This window comes from Streptococcus sp. SM5 (assembly GCF_027497975.1).
Window position 1 is genome coordinate 40372 of the sequence record NZ_JAJNSC010000024.1, and the last position, 14504, is coordinate 54875.

At 36.5% G+C, this 14504-nt stretch carries 21 protein-coding genes and 1 pseudogene; 20 read left to right on the forward strand and 2 right to left on the reverse strand.

Annotated features, from left to right (window positions below):
* Window positions 1-2 precede the first annotated feature (2 nt).
* The 10 genes and pseudogenes from PAN07_RS14455 to PAN07_RS14500 all read left to right on the forward strand — a co-directional run.
* Window positions 3-242 carry a hypothetical protein gene (locus PAN07_RS14455; protein ID WP_084862167.1) on the forward strand — a complete coding sequence of 80 codons (240 nt, stop codon included), beginning with the start codon at window positions 3-5 and terminating at the stop codon, window positions 240-242.
* Window positions 243-305: 63 nt separating this feature from the next.
* Window positions 306-572: a hypothetical protein gene (locus PAN07_RS14460; RefSeq protein ID WP_084862169.1), complete on the forward strand. Its 267-nt coding sequence runs from the start codon at window positions 306-308 to the stop codon at window positions 570-572.
* Window positions 573-590: 18 nt separating this feature from the next.
* The gene (locus PAN07_RS14465; protein ID WP_084862171.1) at window positions 591-956 is read left to right on the forward strand and encodes a replication protein; all 366 of its coding nucleotides are present in this window, start codon (window positions 591-593) and stop codon (window positions 954-956) included.
* 302 nt (window positions 957-1258) lie between these two features.
* Entirely contained in the window at window positions 1259-1687 is a 429-nt protein-coding gene (locus tag PAN07_RS14470; protein ID WP_084862173.1) for a helix-turn-helix domain-containing protein, read from the forward strand.
* Between the two features lie 176 nt (window positions 1688-1863).
* Window positions 1864-2256, forward strand: a complete 393-nt coding sequence (locus tag PAN07_RS14475) for a transcriptional regulator (RefSeq protein WP_084862174.1) — start codon at window positions 1864-1866, stop codon at window positions 2254-2256.
* A 196-nt stretch (window positions 2257-2452) separates the two neighbouring features.
* Window positions 2453-2632 carry a type II toxin-antitoxin system HicA family toxin gene (locus PAN07_RS14480; RefSeq protein ID WP_192856278.1) on the forward strand — a complete coding sequence of 60 codons (180 nt, stop codon included), beginning with the start codon at window positions 2453-2455 and terminating at the stop codon, window positions 2630-2632.
* A gap of 35 nt (window positions 2633-2667) precedes the next feature.
* Window positions 2668-3120, forward strand: coding sequence for a type II toxin-antitoxin system HicB family antitoxin (locus PAN07_RS14485; protein ID WP_084862176.1), 453 nt, complete (start codon window positions 2668-2670; stop codon window positions 3118-3120).
* A gap of 839 nt (window positions 3121-3959) precedes the next feature.
* The gene (locus PAN07_RS14490) at window positions 3960-4766 is read left to right on the forward strand and encodes a hypothetical protein (protein ID WP_261116885.1); all 807 of its coding nucleotides are present in this window, start codon (window positions 3960-3962) and stop codon (window positions 4764-4766) included.
* A gap of 21 nt (window positions 4767-4787) precedes the next feature.
* A complete protein-coding gene (locus PAN07_RS14495) occupies window positions 4788-6035 on the forward strand; it encodes a toxic anion resistance protein (RefSeq protein ID WP_261116884.1) in 1248 nt (415 codons plus the stop codon).
* A gap of 82 nt (window positions 6036-6117) precedes the next feature.
* A pseudogene (locus PAN07_RS14500) lies at window positions 6118-6483 on the forward strand (N-6 DNA methylase); the annotation flags it as partial.
* 101 nt (window positions 6484-6584) lie between these two features.
* Here PAN07_RS14500 and PAN07_RS14505 read toward each other — a convergent pair.
* Complete coding sequence (locus PAN07_RS14505) at window positions 6585-7148, reverse strand: hypothetical protein (RefSeq protein ID WP_247933624.1); 564 nt, start codon at window positions 7146-7148, stop codon at window positions 6585-6587.
* Window positions 7149-7702: 554 nt separating this feature from the next.
* On the opposite strand from PAN07_RS14505, the gene PAN07_RS14510 reads away from it, so the two are divergent.
* The 10 genes from PAN07_RS14510 (at window position 7703) to PAN07_RS14555 (ending at window position 14279) form a co-directional block, all read left to right on the forward strand.
* On the forward strand, window positions 7703-7888 hold the full coding sequence (locus tag PAN07_RS14510) for a hypothetical protein (protein ID WP_001096738.1): 186 nt from the start codon (window positions 7703-7705) through the stop codon (window positions 7886-7888).
* Window positions 7889-8173: 285 nt separating this feature from the next.
* Window positions 8174-8491 carry a hypothetical protein gene (locus tag PAN07_RS14515; RefSeq protein ID WP_000846753.1) on the forward strand — a complete coding sequence of 106 codons (318 nt, stop codon included), beginning with the start codon at window positions 8174-8176 and terminating at the stop codon, window positions 8489-8491.
* 63 nt (window positions 8492-8554) lie between these two features.
* Window positions 8555-8776: a hypothetical protein gene (locus PAN07_RS14520; protein WP_000867242.1), complete on the forward strand. Its 222-nt coding sequence runs from the start codon at window positions 8555-8557 to the stop codon at window positions 8774-8776.
* A gap of 196 nt (window positions 8777-8972) precedes the next feature.
* A complete protein-coding gene (locus PAN07_RS14525; protein WP_057517436.1) occupies window positions 8973-10316 on the forward strand; it encodes an FtsK/SpoIIIE domain-containing protein in 1344 nt (447 codons plus the stop codon).
* On the forward strand, window positions 10303-10440 hold the full coding sequence (locus tag PAN07_RS14530) for a hypothetical protein (RefSeq protein ID WP_001002894.1): 138 nt from the start codon (window positions 10303-10305) through the stop codon (window positions 10438-10440). Before PAN07_RS14525 ends, PAN07_RS14530 begins: the two co-directional genes overlap by 14 nt.
* A gap of 6 nt (window positions 10441-10446) precedes the next feature.
* On the forward strand, window positions 10447-10743 hold the full coding sequence (locus PAN07_RS14535) for a hypothetical protein (RefSeq protein ID WP_269798183.1): 297 nt from the start codon (window positions 10447-10449) through the stop codon (window positions 10741-10743).
* A 273-nt stretch (window positions 10744-11016) separates the two neighbouring features.
* Window positions 11017-11436 (forward strand): hypothetical protein, encoded by a 420-nt coding sequence (locus PAN07_RS14540; protein WP_000262970.1) that lies wholly within the window; start codon window positions 11017-11019, stop codon window positions 11434-11436.
* Between the two features lie 4 nt (window positions 11437-11440).
* On the forward strand, window positions 11441-12457 hold the full coding sequence (locus tag PAN07_RS14545) for a replication initiation factor domain-containing protein (RefSeq protein WP_057517287.1): 1017 nt from the start codon (window positions 11441-11443) through the stop codon (window positions 12455-12457).
* A 61-nt stretch (window positions 12458-12518) separates the two neighbouring features.
* Entirely contained in the window at window positions 12519-12767 is a 249-nt protein-coding gene (locus PAN07_RS14550; protein ID WP_000571454.1) for a hypothetical protein, read from the forward strand.
* A gap of 15 nt (window positions 12768-12782) precedes the next feature.
* A complete protein-coding gene (locus PAN07_RS14555) occupies window positions 12783-14279 on the forward strand; it encodes a site-specific integrase (RefSeq protein ID WP_000862760.1) in 1497 nt (498 codons plus the stop codon).
* A gap of 91 nt (window positions 14280-14370) precedes the next feature.
* Here the strand turns inward: PAN07_RS14555 and rpmG are convergent.
* A partial coding sequence (rpmG, locus tag PAN07_RS14560; RefSeq protein WP_269798184.1) for a 50S ribosomal protein L33 occupies window positions 14371-14504 on the reverse strand: 134 nt, incomplete at its 5' end.

Genomic DNA, 14504 nt, shown 5'->3' on the forward strand with positions numbered 1-14504 from the left:
AAATGATTGATAAAGAATTAGAAGAAACGATCCGTGAGGTTGAAGAAGAACGCCGTCAAAAAGAGTTTATCGAGAACGTTAACAAGAAACTGGATAGATTAGTGGGCGCTCAGGAAGAAGCTAAATTGAATGATAAGGCTAAAGAGTTTAAGAAAATGGGTTATTTAGAGCGTGTTAACCTTTTAAATAGTGATCCAGACTTATATAATAAGTTGCGTGATAAAGTAAAACGTGGTTTGTAATGCAGAGGGGGAGGAATCCCCCTTTTTACATAAATAAGACAGAATTACACACGAGGTAGGGGAATGAGTAGAAGTTTAAAGGAACGGATCAGAAGATTACAAGAATATGCTTCAAAGATAGAATACGCAACAACAGATGAATGTATATCTTTATACGTGGATTGTTTAAGATTTGCTTTTCAGCAAGATGAAATAAAAATAGATATGGATGATTTCATTAAAACGCCATTTAAAGATATTAAGCTAGCAGACTATAAGAAATCACAAAAACGTATAGATGAACTTAGGGAAATGACTGGGATAAGTGAGTTTCCAGAATTAGAGCAATAAAGAGAGGTGGATTAGTATATGGCAGAATTAAGCAGAAAAAAAGAAATCTTTCTAGCAAACTATCTCATGACTGGTAACGTAAAGAAAGCCAGTGAGATGAGCGATATTACAAGAAAAACGGCATACAATTACTTGAATGACGCAACCTTTAAGAGAATTTACCGTGAAAGACGTAGCGAGCAATTCAAAGAAGCGACTACTTTATTGCAAAATGCAAGCGTTGAGGCAGTCAACGTATTAAGGGAAATCATGCTTGATAGGAATATCAGCCCTTACGCTAGACAGCAAAGCGCCCAGACTATTCTAAACATGGCTTATAAGTCAGTAGAGACTGTTGAAGTTATGGAACAAATCGAGATATTAGAAGCGAGGTTGCCAGAATGAGAGCAATCAAGAAACGCTTGAAACGGTTGAATGAACTGATAATAGCTGATGAAGTTGATATTGTCTTTTTAACTTAAATAGACAGTGGAAAGTTTGAGGTAAGATATAGGATAGGTGGAAAGAATCCTAAAGATTTTATAGAAGTCTATCCAACAAAAGAAGAAGCAGAGAAAGCATTATCCGAGATAAAAAACACAAAAGAGTTGATAATATTCTGGGATAATATCGGTTTTTGTGATGATTGATATAGTGAGGGAAAACAGTGAGAACTATTAAGAAACGTTTAGCAAAGGAGGGGGCGAATGGCTAAAACTAAAGCTAAAGAATGGTTGAATGAAGAAAAACTAGCGCTTGTTTCATATTGGGCAAAAAAAGGTTTGATTGATACGCAAATAGCTGAAAATATAGGCATTGTTCCCTCAACTTTTTATGAATGGAAAAAGAAGTATCCGGAGTTTTCGGAGGCCTTAAAGGACGGTAAAGAGGTAGCAGATGCCCAAGTTGTCAACGCTTTGCATAGGTCAGCTGTTGGATATTATTATTCAGAAGAAACAGTAACAAACACAGGGCAAGTTGTGTCGGTAAGGAAATATAGCAAACCTAACATAACGGCAGGCATCTTTTGGGTTAAAAATCGAGTCCCTGAAGATTGGCGAGATAAACAAGAAATTGAGCAGGTCAATAAAACTATCGAAATCAAGGTAGGTGATTGGGATATTGACGAAGACTAAGCCACCTTTAAAAGAAATAATCGAAATGACAAAAAAAGCACTTAGAATAACCTAAGTGCTCAAGAGTAGTGGACGGTGTGCCTGTCCCGTCATCTCATACTATGAAGTTGCGTAGCGACACTATCATCTCTACCTCACTTCTCTTTAGACTAATTATATCACAAAGGAGCGAACTAATGGAGCTGGATAAGTTTAAAACGATGATGAACGTAAGGGAGCGTATGGCTTACTTTCTGAGATTCCAGAGGATGGCAGGGAGTGAAAACCAAGTTAGTATCGATGAAGAGGCTTGGAAACTTGTCTTACCTGATCAGTGGAATTTGAGTGGTGAACATGAAAAAGCAATCCGTGAGGGGTTGGAGATATTCGCCCACGACATCAACAGCATAGAGAACGAGAGAGCCAGAAAATACTTCATTATCCATTATTGCTACATGAGAAAGAAAACAATGAGCGAATGTGTAGAGATGGCAGGTACTAGCTCCACTAGCTACCACCGATACAAACAGATAGCCGTCTTAAACTTTGCGAGAATCCACCAGAACGGAGAACTAGAAGCATATAAGTAGGCAAATGTAGGCTGAGGCTTCATATTCGCCCCCTATTTTGATTTGTTTCGTACTGGACAACTAAAACACCACGGACAAACTAGAAGCCCTTAGAAACGATTCTGGAGGCTTTTGTGGTTTGAGAGATAATGAGTATTATCCCTTTACAGTACGTGTAATACGTGTTATAATAATACTGTCAGGAGGTAAAAGCGCTATGCCTATGACACAAAAAGAGATGGTCAAACTCCTTACGGCTCATGGTTGGATAAAAACCAAAGGCGGTAAAGGCTCCCATATTAAGATGGAGAAGCTAGGGGAAAGACCTATCACAATCCCTCATGGTGAACTGAATAAGTACACTGAAAGAGGGATAAGAAAGCAAGCTGGGTTATAAACTCAGCCCCTGCTTTTTGATATGGAGGTAGTGAAATGTTAGTTACGTATCCAGCTTTATTTTATTATGACGATACAGACGGGGTAGAAGCGACTTATTTTGTCCATTTTCCAGATTTTGAGTACTCAGCAACACAAGGTGAGGGAATTTCTGAGGCGTTGGCTATGGGTTCGGAGTGGCTAGGGATAACTGTTGCAGATTTAATAGAGAGTGATGGAGATTTACCTCAGCCGTCAGATATCAATAGCTTGTCTTTAATTGATAACGATCCATTTAAAGATGATGAAGATTTTGTATCAACCTATGATATTGATAAATCTTTTATTTCTATGGTATCTGTTGATGTCTCAGAATACCTAGGAAGTCAGGAACCAATTAAAAAGACTTTGACCATACCACGATGGGCGGATAAGTTAGGACGGGAATTAGGACTTAACTTTTCCCAGACTTTGACAGATGCTATTGCAGATAAGAAACTTCAAGCATAAGCAACCTAAGCATGGTATAGTATACCTATCAGCCATTAGCAATAAAAAAAGCACGTTTGACCGTGCTAGTTTCTTGCCTGCTGAACTCATCATTTTAAGTCCCTTTTTGTTACCCTTTATGTTTTCTCAACTTATTTGAATTTAATAGTTTTGGAGAAAATCAAGTTAGATTTAGTGCAGGCTTAGGCCTGTTTTTCTGTACCTAATCACTGCAAGATAACAAAATGCTTTAATTTTAAGAAATATCTTACAGAAAGCCTACAACAGTGGGCTTTTTGCTTTGTCTTAAAACGTTGTTCTCTGGGTTTGTTTAGAGATTTGCTAGTAAGGTTAGTTGTGTATCTAAGTCTATCTATTCCAAGGATGACACGATATTGATGATATAAATCTGGTGTGATATAATATTTTGGCCCCCTCGCTTTAAGGAAGGGAGGTGTTGCCGATGTTAGAAATTATCATCACAATTTTTCTAGCACCCTTAGTAGTCAATATTTTGACAACCTTGTTTGAGAAATGGCTTAACTCACGCAAGAAATAACCTTTAAGGGGCGATAAGCCAAAAAAACCTCAACGCTGGAACGTTGGGGCTTTTTGTTGCCTTGTTAGACAATTATCATCACTATAGACCAATTCTAACACACATCCCCCGATATTTCAAGCTTTTGTTTTGATCTTTCCTCAGAGTGTGTTTGTGGTTGAGTCCACTTCACTGAAATTAGACCACGCGCTACCAAGCTCCATTCTACATCAAAGAAATCAATTCTTTTCTAGGGAATTTCCGCCCTCATTTTTGTCTTTTGTGCTAAAATAGACTTATAAATTGAAAATAAGGAATGTTTATGAAATCGGGTAATGGTTTTTGGAAAGGCTGTCTCTATTTTTGGGGCTTCCTGTTCTTGTTGGGCCTTTTGGTTCAATATGCTCTTCCACTTGCGGCTTGTGTCCTGCTAGGATATGGTGGTTATCGTCTCTATAAACGTTGGCGCTATCCTCTTTTGCAAGATCGTTCTCTAGATGATCGGATTGAGCTTTTAAAAGCTCGGATTCGTCAGGCGGACAAAGATATTCAGCAGTTAGAGGGAGTCTTGGTAGAGAAGGGCTCAGATTCCTATAAGAGTTTAGCTAATCAAGTATTGATCGAATTGCGGGAAATTCATCAGGAGGCGGATCGTCTCAAGTCCTATATCGACGATGATGTCTATAACCGTATTGACAAAAAGGTTCGTACAGTAAGGGCAAACATCGATGTTCAGCTAGAACGTTTGGATAGAGAAAGTCAGGTAGATCTTGAGAATGCGGAGCCAGAGGAATTAGCTCCAGAATTGTCCCAGACCTTGGCCAATATTGCCATTGACCATCAGGCTATTTTAGACAAGATTGCCACCTCTGCTGAGGGGGATAAGGAAGAATTGACTGCCATTCATAGTTTGAAGATGGAGAAATTCCAAACGATTTTAGAAGGTTATTTAAAGATTAAGGCTAACCCTAAAAACTATAATCGGGCAGAAGAACGTTTGCAGCAAGCTAAAGCAGCCATCGAACAATTTGACCTTGAGCTGGACCAAGTCTTGAGAGAACTCAATGAAACAGATATGCGTGATTTTGATATCAGTCTGCGTATCCTCGAAAAAGATCGTAAAGAATAGGTTAGAAATAAAGGAGTAACCATGACAGAATTTAATTTTGATATTGACCAGATTGCTAATAATACCGTAGCTAAGGTGGATAAGACAACCCAAATCATCGAGACCAATACTGGCTCAGACCAGACCTTGACCTTCCTTGAAAAGTTGAGCCCTGAGCAGCAAGAAGGAATCAAAGCGCACGTGCCCCAGTTAGTAGACCAATTTGTCACAAATCAAAATGCTCTTTTGGATTTTGGGCAATCTGCTGTAGAAGGCGTGAACAATACAGTCAATCGTATCTTGTCAGAACAAAAGAAATTGCAGATTCCCCAGGTGGATGATCTACTCAAGAACACCAACCGTGAGTTGCAAGGCTTTGTAGTCAAATACAAGAACGCTGAAATTGCTGAGCTAGAAGAGAAACCAAACTTTTTGCAACGATTGTTTAACAAGAGCAAGAATACGCTACAGGAATTTTACTTTGACTCAAAAACAGTGGAGCAAAAGCTAGATGGCATGGCTGCCGCAGTAGTCAAGCAAGAAGATGTGCTAGCTCGAAATATTGTCTCTGCTGAGATGTTGATTGAGGACAATACCAAATCCATTGAAAATCTAGTGGGAGTGATTTCCTTTATCGAAGCTAGCCAGACAGAAGCTGGCAATCGCGCTGCAGAACTGAAAGCTCAAGCTGACCAACTAGATACAAGTACGGTAGAATACCAGACCAAGTCTCAAGAATTGGCCCGTATGGCAGAAGTGGTCAATACCCTCGAACAACAGCACACCGAGTATGTCAGCCGTCTCTATGTGGCATGGGCAACAACACCTCAGATGCGCAATCTTGTGAAGGTGTCATCTGATATGCGCCAAAAATTGGGCATGCTTCGTCGCAATACGATTCCGACAATGAAGCTTTCTATTGCCCAACTTGGTATTTTGCAACAATCAATGAAATCAGGTGTCGTGGCAGATGCCATTGTAAATGCCAATAATGCTGCCCTTCAGATGCTAGCTGAAACCAGCAAGGAAGTGATTCCGCAGATGGAGAGAATTGCCCAAAGCCCGACAGTCGCTGTTGAGTCTGTTACCAAACTGGCTGAAAGTCTGGTCGCGCAAAACCAAGGCATCGTTGCTGCTATTGAATTAGGCCGTCAAAAACGTGCCCAACTAGAAACAACCATCGTCAAGTCCGCAGAAATGATTAACGATTCTGTCAAACTACGCGATGAGAAAATTGTCCAAGCCCTTCTAGACCAAGGAAAAGCCGCTCAGAAAGAAGTACAAGAATAATACACAAGTCCCTTGCAATGTAGATTTGCAGGGGATTTTGCTTGTTTTAGTAGAAGTTTGAAGGTCAGGGAATTATTGTTACAAGAATGTCTTCTTTATCGATGCCTCAAAAGAGTTTGAAAAAGGGAAAAATCAAAACAATATGACCGAAGACCATATTGCCAAGATTTTGGAGACCTATCAAAAACGCGAGAATGTCGAGAAGTTTGCCCATCTAGCCAGCTTTGAAGAGATTGTCGAAAATGACTACAACCTCAACATTCCACGCTATGTCGATACCTTTGAAGAAGAGCCAGTTGTTCCCCTCGCCGACCAGCTTGCAGAGATTGATAAAGAGATTGGAGAGATAGAAACCAGACTCGCACACATGCGCAGCCAGCTAGTAGGCACAACACCAGAAGCCCAAGCAGAATTAAGCGCCTATCTCGAAAAATTGAATGAGATTTAGAGACTTGTGAGAATACTCTGCTAAAAATTTAGAAAAATAAAAATGACAGTAGAAAATCTATTGTCATTTTTTGTTATTGATGACTGCAACAAAGTTCATCTTTAAATGTTTGAAAGTTTACTTCTTTCTTCAACTTCATTTTCTATACATTCTTCCAATACCTTTGCATCAACATAGATCACATTCCCAATCATTTTTGCAGGAATATTCATAGACAGTACTTGTAAAGAATATTTTTTAACAAGTGGTTCAAGTTTTGAGCCGTTTATATTATTGTTAATGGCAGGGAAAATGATATCTTCCCATGAAAATGTGTAGTTATAGATTGTTTTGTTAAATCCAAGCTCTCTGACTTTAACGATATCATGTATGCGAATAAGTTTTACTAGTATATTAACACCATCAATATTCTTAGCTTTATAATTTTCACGTAAGTTTTTAAAAGAAGCATAGTTCTTGAAGGTAAGATAAGCTAGTAGAATAATTAACATTAAAGGGACAATGCCTTTAGACGTTAGCAAGTCACTTATAGCTGTCAACTTAAAACTAAGTATGAAATTGATAACAACTGCGTACAAAAAAGCTAGTATTGGCAATTTTACAAATAAAAAAGATTTGTATTTTATGGAAGTAATGGTATTGCTTTCTTTAAATTTTATTTTCATTAATGTTTCTCCTTAAATATTATCAGTTGGAAGAATATAGAGAAAGACTATGTAATGTTAGTTTTATAATAAAACACCCCATCAGCTAGATATTTTTGTCTAACTAATAGGGTGTAAGTCATGAAACGGAATGACCTATTACTTAACTTCTGTGAAGAAGATGTTGTTTTAAAGGTATGTAATGATATTTGAAAACCTTGATTTGATAGCATTTCTACCTAAAATAAAATAAATGGTAAATAGAGAAATATGAATTTATTGAAATTTAATCAGTTAGGAATCAGTTACGATAAATTAATATTCTTTGGAAATCAGAATATAGCACTTATTAGTATTGCTTTATCATAGGTTAGATATTTTCTTAATTAGATAAGGGCGTTGTAGTTTCAATTTATGGAGTACATTAGTTTGTAGAAGTACTAAACAAAATTACTCGTTATGATAGTTCATCAAAGGTATTATATCAGATGTACAAAGTGTGTAGAGAAGTTTTTGGATAGGAATTACTTGAAAAGTATGTGTTTTTATGATATATATTATGTAGGAGGAATATTATGGCGAAATTAACAAATTTTTATTTGAATAAACAGAATGAAATTAATTTACCAAGACTAGCTAAGTTTTTTAAAGAAAAAAATATGCTTGAAAGAGAGAATAGGACTTGGGTGATTAATCTAGCGATAAAGGAACTTTTTGAAAGTCTGGAGTCTGAGATTATAGATTTTGAAAATAATAATTAATTGACGCACTGAGCGTCTTTTTTTTGCAACAATAAATATATATTCATGTATCTAATATGTAATACATATGCAACAAAGATGTAATGTTGCCCCCCTTGATTTTTGTCTCCCGGCATGATATGATATAACCATGATTTACACTTGATACATACTTGATGTATACAAGAAATATACTTTTAAAATGAGGTTGTGAATATGAGTAACAGTCGAGCTTCTCCATTCAAGATATAATTCAAAAATAAACTATATTTAATTTTAAAATTTTAATTTAAGGAGAAAGAAAATATGAAAACATTTAAAGAACTGGTTGATATTGAGGGAATGGTCTTTCCTAATTCTCATGGGGTGAAACGTGTACAGAGGTTTAATCCAGACGAGTCACCATGCTTTCTTTTAGACGATGAATCTAGGGAGTTACTTATGAGAAAATTACCATTTGATAAAATTAATGAACCAACTTTGAAAAAATTTGCTGAGAATATTATTGTATTAAATCGTCAAAAGCATCGTGTATCTGATAAATCTAGAATGGTATTGATGAATGAGGCTAACTACAGCTATAGTGGTGAATCATTCTATACTACTATTGTCGAATATTATTGATTTGGTAGGGGAGGTTAGGTTAATCCCTCCCTTTATTTTTAAAATTTGAAAGGAAATACGAAAATGAAAGTTAATGAATACTTCTGGAAAACAACTTCTCTGACTTTATTGTTAATTATCAGCTTTTTTGCTGGGTTTGGAGCGCATTTGGAATTTTCTTCTTATAATCCATTTTTATCTGCGAAATTTGCCTTAGTCGTAGCTTTTATAGTCTTTTTAATTCAATTTTTATCGATATTACCAGCTATGTTTAAAAGAGGAAAAAACAATGATAAAGAAATATAGATTTTGCTTTTTTTGTATGTTCGTCTTCGCTCTTTTATCTGTGTATAATCCCGCAGGTTTTGGCTCCCTCTTAAGTATAGTATTGTCCCTTATAGCTTTCATTTTTTTTGTGGCTTTTCTTTACTATTTCTTAAGGGTTAAGCTTATCGCTCTTTCTTTTATTATCAAGGATATAAGAAATAAGATGAGGTAAAATATGTTTCGTATAAATCGTAGGGTCTCCCTTTGTGAGTCGTACATATTATCAACCTCCTTAATGAAGAATTTTTATTGGGCTTCTATACTATCTCAAATCTTTATCTTTATTTTACTGGTTTTAATCTTTAACATCTCAGGACTTTTACTAGTTTTGGCTGTGGTCTTAGAAATTTTAATCGCCAATAAATTTATATCTAAGCTGAGTGAACTATACAATAGAATACAGCCCATCCTTGCTATAAGGGAGCGATTACTCTTCTTGCTCGAATCTAACAACCTATTTATATCTTCTTCTGACGGAGTTATAGTTCGTTCCGTGGTTCTTGAATTTTCTATAGATGAGGAATATATAGTTGTTTATGCTTATGTTATGGGTGATAATTTCTCTAATAAGGTGTCAGAGTTAGATGTATATTTGAGTGCTTGTTTGAATTTAAACTTGGAAAAAAAAGTAAAGACTTGTAGTTCTGTTAAGTATACATTCAGAAAATATCCCGAGAAAAGAATTTCTTGGGAGGATACTCTACACAATGAAAACGTGATAACAATCTCTGAAAGCGTTAGTTGGGAGTTCGGGTCTCCTCCGCATGTACTCCTAGCTGGCTCGACCAAATCAGGGAAAACAGTGATGATAGAGAACCTAGTGGCTCAATACTTGTGTTTAGGTTCTGAAATTAAGTTATTAGACCCCAAAAAAGGAGAACTCTCTTTTGTTGTTGGTAAAAAGTTAGAGGATAGGTTAGGCTATAAAGTAGTTTATAATTCTCCCTTTCAAATTTCTGGTGCCCTTCGCGAGGCTGTCTTGGAAATGAATAGACGCTTTCAGGTTATGGCGGATAACCCAGATACCTATATTTCTAAAGGAAAAGTGTTATCGTGGGCTGAAGTTAAGGGGAACACTCCTCTGATAATTGTGCTTGATGAGGGGATTGCTTTCAAAACAGAGGCAGAAACGACTAAAGAAGGGAAACAAGCCTATCAAGAGGCAATGTCGAACCTTGGAAGTCTATTAGTAAAATCACGCCAAGCTTCAATAGAGGTGATAGTCGGTTTGCAAAGGGCATCTAGTGACTTCATTCCTACCTATATGAGACAGAATTTTGGGGTAGCTCTTTTATTAGGAGCAACTACGGCTGATTCTGACTCCTGTCGCATGATGTTTTCAAGTCAAGATATTGATTATAAAACTTGCGACATTGGGACAGGGTACATTCAAATAGATGGGGTTATCCCTACTCCTCGGTATGTCGAGACACCGTTTAAGTCTGATGAATTAGACTTTGAGGAATATTTTGACGAAGCTTGTGATAGGTATATGAGGATGAGAAATGAACGAAATTAGTGTTGTTGTCAAGTTATCGAACGGCAGTTTAATGGGTGCTACTGAATGTGATGAAAATCCTTATAAAGCTTTGTTACAAATTTTACAAGTAGTACATATGCAAATTGTAGATGAATTAGAATAATGTAAGGTGGTATTTGAAATGCTGTTGAAGCATATTTGCGAGGTATGTGAAAAAAGTGAAATCATTGATTCAGATTTAGCTTTTGATAAAGGATGGGAATATCCTCCAATAATGGGTAGTTTTAGAATTTTATCCCCCAGAACCTGCCCTAATTGTACGATTGAAAAAACTGTGTGGTGGGCATTAGCTATGGAGGGTAAGTCTCTTGAAGATTTATCAAAAAGGCAAATAGAGGTATTAACGAGGATAAACAATGAACCGTTGAGTATTTTACCAAACTCAGATTACGGTCTTTCGAGCTAGCAAAATAGGGAGGGACGATTGCCCAGGAGGGGCAGAATCGAGCGGAGCGTTCCTCTTTTTGCTAGGGAGAAAGAGCCAACCGACTGCTTTGCAGGAGGTCAGAAAAAACAGCCCCAGTACTAATAGGGGGTGCACACATACATGAAATGTACTCTAAACCCTTGGTACGTAAGGGGTTACGGCTTGCTAGTTGTACCAAGAGGTCGCAAACTCTTGGGAGAGTAAGGATGAGAGGTGTTTTCATGTAGGATACGGAATTAAAGGAGAAAAAATATGGTTTACAATATGACAGATACAAACATTAAAATTGGATTGCTTGACCTTGAAATGTCACAGTTTGATATTCCTAAGAAAGTAGTGATTTTGTCAGTTAGGGTGAACAACAAATACAAAGAAGTCAACGGCGAAAACGTGAAGACAGATGAAGTAAGTAAAATTACTTCTACTGTGCTTGACGCTGACAAAGTGAAAGTTCTAACTGAAATGGGAATTTCTACTGATGACTTAAAAGCGATTAACCTAGAAATTATCGGAAATCTGGATAAGATTGCAAAGCTTGCTCAAAATGATTCTTTGTTGAATGTTTCTGTTGAATTGATTCGGCCTAAGGTTAGACTAGCTTGGAACATGGCTAGAAGTAATTGGGCAGGTGTAAAAATTGTGTGTGAGGATATTAAAGTTCTAGGAGAATAATCCTATGAATACAGTTAGAATAGATTATTTTGCTGTAAGTGTTAAGGATGTCCCGCCAGAAAGAGTTCTGACTGACATCCTTTTGATTCCTCTTGAAAACTTTACATTGAATGATTGGGGCATAAATAAGTATAAGCAACATTATTCTTGTTCAGAAATTAAGGTGTATTTTAATGCTGATAGGCTTTCTATGGGTGTATTTATTGAATTAAAAGGGCAAGGTTGTCGTCAATATGAAGAATTTTTAAACAGTAACGAAAATAATTGGATTGCCTTAATTACTCGTTTATACCAGTATAATGTTAATTTCACTCGTTTAGATATTGCCCACGACATATTTGACGGTAGCTTAGATGTCCAACGTATATATGACTATTGCAAGAAAGGATTATGTGTCTCGAAAGCAAAACACTTTGAATATCATGAGAAATCAGTTCTAGATTCTGGTGAGCGTGTAGGAGAAACAGTTGCAATAGGTTCACGAGGTAATCAGCAGTGGTGCATATATAATAAACGCATGGAGCAACTTGGTAAGCAAGAGCTTGTAGAAGTTCCGTCTTGGATTCGCGCAGAGCTTAGATGTTGGCAGGAAAAGGCTAATATAATTGCAGAGCAGTTATTTTTAAAACGTCCATTATCGTCAATCTATTTTGAAGCTATCAATGGTCATTATCGCTTTGTTCGTCCAAATGCGACAGATAGCAATCATTGGAGAAGAAAAAAAGTCAAGTGGTGGATAGATTATCTAGGAACTGAAAACCAGACAGTTCTTAGTATTACAAGGGCTAAAACGACACTACGGCAGTCTGAGGCTTGGACAGAGAAACAAGTTGCGAAAACATTAGCAAAAGTCTATATTGCAAAGTATCAGGCCTATGATGTTCAAAAGGCAGAGGAATACATTCAAAGCTTACTTAAAGAGGGGCTTTCGAGGCTAACTGATAACGATGAAAAGGATATAGAGCAATATGTAAGAGAGCAGAATAGTTCTCAATTTTGGGGACAAAAAAAGACGACTTGAAAATAAGTCGCCTCTAAAAATTAACTAACTAGATTATAGCATAAGAAAGGAAAGTATTCCAATGATAGAGCTTAAGACAAAGTCAGACTATGATTTAACTAAAAATTGGTATCGGAAGAAAGAATTTTTAGATGAACTTTGGAAGGGTATGAAATTACCTACATTGGATCACTACATTCGTCAAATGAGAAATAGTCCATATTCTTTTGGAATTTGTGGAACTCATGGGAATGTCTTTATTCATGCGGAGGTATTTAAAGATTGGTTTGATTATAAGATTTTCCATGAAAATGAGGCAGTTATAGCTTAGTATAAGGGGGTAAAAATGAAGGTAGGTAAGACTACTCGAGTTCTAACTGTTTATCAATGGAAACCAGACCCTTCTAAAAAGGGCAACGTGCTTGTTAAGTTTGCAATGAGATATACTCATCCTTTGATAACAAAAAGTCGTTATAAGTACCTTACAAGGGGAGAAAATAAAGGGTGGTATACGACTAAGGCAATACCAACAGGAAAGGACAGTAAGGGACATGAGAAGTTACTTATTTCTGATATAAAGAATAGTCAGCTGATTACAAAAGTTTCAAAGATATTAAATGAAATGATTGATGAAACCGTATTAGATTTGACTGGAGAAAAACCAAAGAAATTAGAGCCTAGTAAAACTTTATGCCTCAAAGAGATAGCTAGACCGTATGATGAAAACAGTGAATTATACGGTTTAGCTTTTAAGTGGTGGGTCAATCGTGTTAAGCCTGCCAAGAATACTCTAAAGACTAGAGTTAGTGTTTATAACCAGCATATTTCCCCATATTTCAACGAAAATATGAGCCTTAAACAGTTCTGTATGGAACAGGAAAAAATGCAAGATATTATAAATAATGCAAGTGAGGGAACTTCAAAGAACATTCATATCTATCTTAAAATGATATTTGATTGGGCGGTAGAACAAGGAGAATTGACAGCGTCGCAACACCCTATTTTGAATAAGAGGGTTAAGCGTAAGACACTAACAAGTGCAGAAGAGCAGGCGAAACTTAGGGAAGATATAGCTGAAAAATATCTTGAAGTTGAAGAGGCTAATCAAGTATTTAAAATTATTGAAAATTGGACTAAGCGACATAATAATGAACTAGTTGCTGATGTACTCAGAATTATCTACTTGACAGGTATGAGACCGAGTGAAGCATTAGGTTTGAATGAAGATGTTCTAGATTTCAAGAATAAACTCATTAAGGTTCATTGGCAGAGGGCAAGCCATAATAAGACTGACAAAGAAATGGCAGAAGAAGGCTTGCGTGATGAGAAGGAACGATATAGAGCAATTCTAAAAACTAAAGAAAGCGTTAGAACTATTCCGATGTCACCAAAAGTAGAACAAATTTTACTTAAATATATTGAAAGAAATAAGTTTCAGGCGAGATTTAATCCGACTTATCATGATATGGGATATATTTTTACTAGGGTATACATAAAAGGGAAGAACCAGCAGGGCAGTCCATTGTATCATACAGAAATTTCAATGTTCTTAAGAGGTGGAACTAGTCAGTCCGCTAAGTATAATAAGAAAAGTGGAAAATCCTATAAGGATATTGATGACCTAGTTGATTTTGGTAGGCCTGTTCACATAGTTCCCCATATGTTCCGACATAGTTTTGTTTCAGTCATGGCTGATAAGAATGTAAGCTTAAACGTTATTCGAGAGTTTGTGGGACATTCAGAAGATAGTAGAGAAATAGAAAAAATCTATCTTCATGTTATGCAAAAAGGAAAACATAAGATTGAACAAGCTATGATAGATTTGTCTAAAATAATCTCTTGATTATTATAATCAGTTAAAATTCAGTTATTTTGCTAAACTTAAAAGAAAAAGCCTTAGAAATGTTGATTTCATAGGCTTTCTGTATGTTGTATTATTTAACTTCTGTAAACACAACGTGTTTGCGAAGTTTTGGTGAGTATTTCTTCAATTGAAGACGGTCTGGAGTGTTACGTTTGTTTTTAGAAGTAAGGTACAAGCGTTCACCAGATTCTTTGTGTTCAAGTG

Coding starts and splice junctions, on each gene's coding strand:
- PAN07_RS14455 (WP_084862167.1), top strand. CDS start 3: ATGATTGATAAAGAATTAGAAGAAACGATCCGTGAGGTTGAAGAAGAA.
- PAN07_RS14460 (WP_084862169.1), top strand. CDS start 306: ATGAGTAGAAGTTTAAAGGAACGGATCAGAAGATTACAAGAATATGCT.
- PAN07_RS14465 (WP_084862171.1), top strand. CDS start 591: ATGGCAGAATTAAGCAGAAAAAAAGAAATCTTTCTAGCAAACTATCTC.
- PAN07_RS14470 (WP_084862173.1), top strand. CDS start 1,259: ATGGCTAAAACTAAAGCTAAAGAATGGTTGAATGAAGAAAAACTAGCG.
- PAN07_RS14475 (WP_084862174.1), top strand. CDS start 1,864: ATGGAGCTGGATAAGTTTAAAACGATGATGAACGTAAGGGAGCGTATG.
- PAN07_RS14480 (WP_192856278.1), top strand. CDS start 2,453: ATGCCTATGACACAAAAAGAGATGGTCAAACTCCTTACGGCTCATGGT.
- PAN07_RS14485 (WP_084862176.1), top strand. CDS start 2,668: ATGTTAGTTACGTATCCAGCTTTATTTTATTATGACGATACAGACGGG.
- PAN07_RS14490 (WP_261116885.1), top strand. CDS start 3,960: ATGAAATCGGGTAATGGTTTTTGGAAAGGCTGTCTCTATTTTTGGGGC.
- PAN07_RS14495 (WP_261116884.1), top strand. CDS start 4,788: ATGACAGAATTTAATTTTGATATTGACCAGATTGCTAATAATACCGTA.
- PAN07_RS14505 (WP_247933624.1), bottom strand. CDS start 7,148: ATGAAAATAAAATTTAAAGAAAGCAATACCATTACTTCCATAAAATAC.
- PAN07_RS14510 (WP_001096738.1), top strand. CDS start 7,703: ATGGCGAAATTAACAAATTTTTATTTGAATAAACAGAATGAAATTAAT.
- PAN07_RS14515 (WP_000846753.1), top strand. CDS start 8,174: ATGAAAACATTTAAAGAACTGGTTGATATTGAGGGAATGGTCTTTCCT.
- PAN07_RS14520 (WP_000867242.1), top strand. CDS start 8,555: ATGAAAGTTAATGAATACTTCTGGAAAACAACTTCTCTGACTTTATTG.
- PAN07_RS14525 (WP_057517436.1), top strand. CDS start 8,973: ATGTTTCGTATAAATCGTAGGGTCTCCCTTTGTGAGTCGTACATATTA.
- PAN07_RS14530 (WP_001002894.1), top strand. CDS start 10,303: ATGAACGAAATTAGTGTTGTTGTCAAGTTATCGAACGGCAGTTTAATG.
- PAN07_RS14540 (WP_000262970.1), top strand. CDS start 11,017: ATGGTTTACAATATGACAGATACAAACATTAAAATTGGATTGCTTGAC.
- PAN07_RS14545 (WP_057517287.1), top strand. CDS start 11,441: ATGAATACAGTTAGAATAGATTATTTTGCTGTAAGTGTTAAGGATGTC.
- PAN07_RS14550 (WP_000571454.1), top strand. CDS start 12,519: ATGATAGAGCTTAAGACAAAGTCAGACTATGATTTAACTAAAAATTGG.
- PAN07_RS14555 (WP_000862760.1), top strand. CDS start 12,783: ATGAAGGTAGGTAAGACTACTCGAGTTCTAACTGTTTATCAATGGAAA.